The organism is Parasediminibacterium paludis, from assembly GCF_042651445.1.
Lineage (GTDB): Bacteria > Bacteroidota > Bacteroidia > Chitinophagales > Chitinophagaceae > Parasediminibacterium > Parasediminibacterium paludis.
The window spans coordinates 1-555 of the sequence record NZ_JBHSDC010000037.1 but is presented as its reverse complement, the minus strand read 5'-3'; the positions used below and the strand labels follow the sequence as shown (position 1 = coordinate 555).

At 30.3% G+C, this 555-nt stretch carries 1 protein-coding gene; it reads right to left on the bottom strand.

Annotation, left to right across the window (positions count from 1 at the left end):
* Nucleotides 1–555, bottom strand: a 555-nt coding sequence (locus tag ACFOW1_RS16940) for a DUF4304 domain-containing protein (RefSeq protein ID WP_379015941.1), incomplete at both ends; no start/stop codon positions are given.

Here is a 555-nt window from a genome sequence, read left to right as displayed (position 1 = left end):
TATCGTTAACATAAAACTTGGATTGATTCCTTTCTTACTAATAATTTTTTCATACTCAATTTGTGCTTTGTCAATTTGTTTATATTCCCCATAAACAATGAGTTTACCAAGTCTTTCTGTCTTCAAAGTATTATTGTCAAGCCCAACTAAAATTTTCTCTTTTGAATTGAATGTGTCAAAATAGGGTAGAATATGATTTTTTAAGCTACTTTTCATTTCAATTATTAAATCTTCTGCAATTGAATTATTATCAATATCAAACCATGTATCTGATTGATTTTTAAGTTCTCCAATTCTCTGTCTAACTAAACATTCTGGCTCAGTCGGGAAAATAGGTATCTCTCTGTCGTGAAAGTTGTAAAAAGCTAACCAAAATTCAGGAATAAAAAGCCCAGTGTTAATTGTAAACTTTATATGGTCTTTTGAAGAGAGGGAACTCTTCTGAATATTGATTATTTGTCCTAACTCTGCTAGCTGGATAAAAAAGTTGTTTCCTTTCTTCTTATAACCCAGTGGTTTTAGAACTTCGTGAAATCCTTCTTTAATAACTCGTTC